This window comes from Hyphomonas sp., from assembly GCF_041398385.1.
In the GTDB taxonomy this organism is placed as follows: Bacteria; Pseudomonadota; Alphaproteobacteria; order Caulobacterales; family Hyphomonadaceae; genus Hyphomonas.
The window spans coordinates 1-3477 of record NZ_JAWKUW010000014.1 but is presented as its reverse complement, the minus strand read 5'-3'; the positions used below and the strand labels follow the sequence as shown (position 1 = coordinate 3477).

Below are 3477 nucleotides of genomic sequence, written 5' to 3'. Positions count from 1 at the left end.
CCCCGATCGTTCTACCGCGGGGAAGCCTCGAGCCAGTTGCAGGCAAACACCGCCGTGCTCACCACGCATGGTTCCCAGGCAATCACTGCCTGGCAATTTCCCATCACCAGCCCGGATCTGGAAGTCGATCGATCTGGATTGATTCAGGAATTGAATCGCTGGTCGGACGGTAATCTGGATTCTGTGCTGATTGAAACCCTGGTGGGCACCCTGCGCACCTGGCGACCGGAAGTCATCATTCTGCCAGAAGCGAGCTCAGGGAATGAGATCAACATCCTTTTCCAAAAGGCATTTCATGTCGCTATCAAAGCTGCTGCCGACCCCACCCAGTACCTTGAGCAACAGGAGACGGTCGGATTAAAACCGTGGCAGGTGAAACGGGTCTTTCATCAGTTGGATCCCGGCACAGGAGGAGACGTTCAAGTGGATCCCTTTGAACTGCTCCCCTACAAGGCGCAAACGATCATCGAGTTTTCAGCTTCCGGATTACGACAGACAGGACATGGCGATCTCGAATCGATCCGTCCCACCCAATACGATTACATTCCTGAACTTTCACCCAACGGTCCAGAGTCTTTACGGCAATTCTTCGCGGGTCTGGTGCTGGCTCCCGGATCAGAAGCGAGACGAGAGCAGGAACCGATCAACCAGCAGCAACTCGACCAGGCGCGACAGATTGCTCAACGCCGCAAACATCTTTCGGGAATCAGTGAACTCTCATTGAACAATCAGGGACATGCCCATCAACTGATCAGCGATCTGCGCCAGAGTCTGCAGGGATTCAGTTCCCGACAGGCGGCTGAGCAATTGGTACAGCTGGCAAATCAGTATCGCCTGCAGGGACTGACTGAACAGGAAGAACTGGTCCTGGTCGAACTCATTAACCTTTATCCGAGGGAACCGCTCACCTCGCAGGCAGTCGGACAGTTATTTCAACTCTGGTCGAGCACCGAAGTTGCCTGGGTTCGTTCGAAAGAAACGACAGTACAAAGAGAGACTGGCAACTTCAACAAAGGGGAACAGCGCCGCCTGATTGAACAGGCGATGGCATTACGCGGGCAACGCCCTCTGGATGCAGCCCCCGTAGTGATTAAAGGTGAAAAAGATCCTTTTGAGCGTAACCAGCAACAGGGTGACCTGAAGGTCGGTCCAACCCAGGACTGGCGAAGTGAAAAAGTAAAACTGTGGCGACAGCAGGCAGTCAAACTGGCCAGTTATATGAACCAGGTCGACCCATATCAGTTTCACACCCCCGCCATTCAATTTCCCCTGTCAGGATTGATGAACGATCTAAGCCCGATGGAAAAACGCGCCTTTCAAAATGCAGAGGCGAATAATCCCCTGGCATTGTTCGAGCTGCTCGGAGCCACTTCACGCCCGACACTGAGCTGTAAAAAAACGGAGACTCAACCTCTGCTTGATGGTTTGCTTTCCGATCCCTGTTGGGAAGAAGCGAACGAGATTCGCCTGCAGGAATCGAAGCAGCAGGATGGCGTGACAGATCGCATCGCCCTGGTCATGATCGCTTATGATGATGAATACTTTTATGTTGCCGGATCCTTCCCCAAATACAACATCCCTTACGCAGAAGTCACCACCGCGGGGCGTCAGCATGATCAGGCGGCGGCTGGATTTGATCGACTGCGGTTCTGTATTGATCTCGATGCCGATTACCATTCCAGCTACCAGCTGACCTTCGACCAGCGTGGTCAGGTGAGCGAAAGCTGTATCAATGATTCGCGCTGGGATCCGCAGTTGTATGTGGCTGTGGTGCAGGACGATGCCTATTGGCGGCTGGAAGGTGCCATCCCCTTCGAGGAACTCTCCCCACACCCTCCCAAACCGGGACAAAGCTGGGCGATCTCGGTTCAGCGAATCATCCCCTCCACGGGAATTCAAAGCTGGTCCTTTCCCGCAGCGGAAGAACTGTTACCGAGCTCTTTCGGAACGGTCCGTTTCGGAGAGTAGTGTTATGACTACCGCTATATGTCTGGTAAGATCTGCTTGTGTGCCACTGCTAGCTGGTCTAGCAGTGTGAGTACGGCTAGCGGTTTCGATTGTTTCAAGTGGTTACCAACCACGAACATCTACTGGCATTCCCTCTGGAACTCTCTGGTAATTTGATTTCACAATGGCACTGCTAGGCGAGCTAGCAGTGGCACACTCAATCTACCATACCTGACATTTAGAGATATCTGAATCAGTAGGTCAGGCATTGCCTGACGAACTTTCTGTTCGATGTTAAGCAGACCAGAAAGCTGCTCTCACATTAGCTTATCAACAACGTCTCTTATAAAACATTGTTGGGACCCGAGGATTTATCGCCCCTCGATATGTGTCAATACTGCAGCCGGATGATAAGTCAGGCAATGCCTGACCTACAAAGAACCTACGTTGCCAGTTTCTGGCGCCACAGAACCGAGCCTAAGACAAAGAAGAAGGCTGCAAAGGCCAGCAAGACACCACACGACTCGGCGACGATTGAGAGTCGGGGTGACTCCATCTTGAGCAATTCGCCGAAGGCATTCAGTGACCAGTAGTGCGGTGTGGCCAGGCTCATGTTGCGGAGGATCGCCGAATTCATCCACTGCGGAGGAATGATACACCCCGAGACCCCCGCCATCATGATCACAATCAGGTTTGAGTAGGAGGAAACCTGCGAATCGGTTTTCACCACCATCGCAATCACCAGTCCGAGTCCTGTCGCCGCCAGAGAGGTAAAGAAGATGACGGGCAACAGCAACAGCGGTTGCGTTCCCCAACTCATCCCGAACATGATCCGGCCAAAGATGAAGAGCAGAATGGTCTGTACCAGTGAGATGAGCAGGAACGGAACCGTTTTTCCAATCAAGACTGAGGCCGGACGGAGCGGTGCCATCTGTAAACGACGAAGTGTTCCCTGATGTTTCTCCTGCAGGAATGAACGAGCCATGATGTTCACCAGAAAGAAAACAAACATCACTGTGAAACCAGGAACAATAAAAATATAGGCTTCGTTCAGTTGAGCCTTGTCCGGATCTTTCTGAACCGGTGCGGCAGCGATGATTGGTTCGAGTTCGCCCTCTAATTCAAAGGGAGGACAGCTGCTTTTTCCGATACCACTGTTCCGGAACTGACTACTCGTCTCACAGGCGACATACGCCCCCATGATATCCTGCACCTGTCCCAGAATGACCCGCTGTAATAATGAGTCACGTGCAGCGCCTCGTGTGCGTGATTCGATAGAGATATCAAGCGACTTCAAACCGGTCTGCATTGCACCGGCACTCCGGTTCATGATGTCATCCGCCTGAAGACGTTGAATGCGCGTCCAGAAATCAGGACCGATCACCACCATCGCTTTGTCGACATTTTCCCGAATCCAGTCGTCTGCTTCTGCCTGGGAATGAATCTCTTGAATTTTGAAACCGGGATCAATGCGGAATGTCTCAATGAATCGATCAGTCAGCATCCGACAGTTTTTCTCAATCCGCTTGA

At 52.3% G+C, this 3477-nt stretch carries 2 protein-coding genes; one reads left to right on the top strand and one right to left on the bottom strand.

The window, feature by feature from the left end:
- Positions 1–1968 (top strand): hypothetical protein (locus R3C13_RS14845; protein ID WP_371311621.1); only part of this gene is annotated, 1968 nt, incomplete at its 5' end.
- 421 nt (positions 1969–2389) lie between these two features.
- On the opposite strand, the gene R3C13_RS14840 is transcribed toward R3C13_RS14845, so the two are convergent.
- Positions 2390–3477 (bottom strand): ABC transporter permease (locus tag R3C13_RS14840; RefSeq protein WP_371311620.1); only part of this gene is annotated, 1088 nt, incomplete at its 5' end.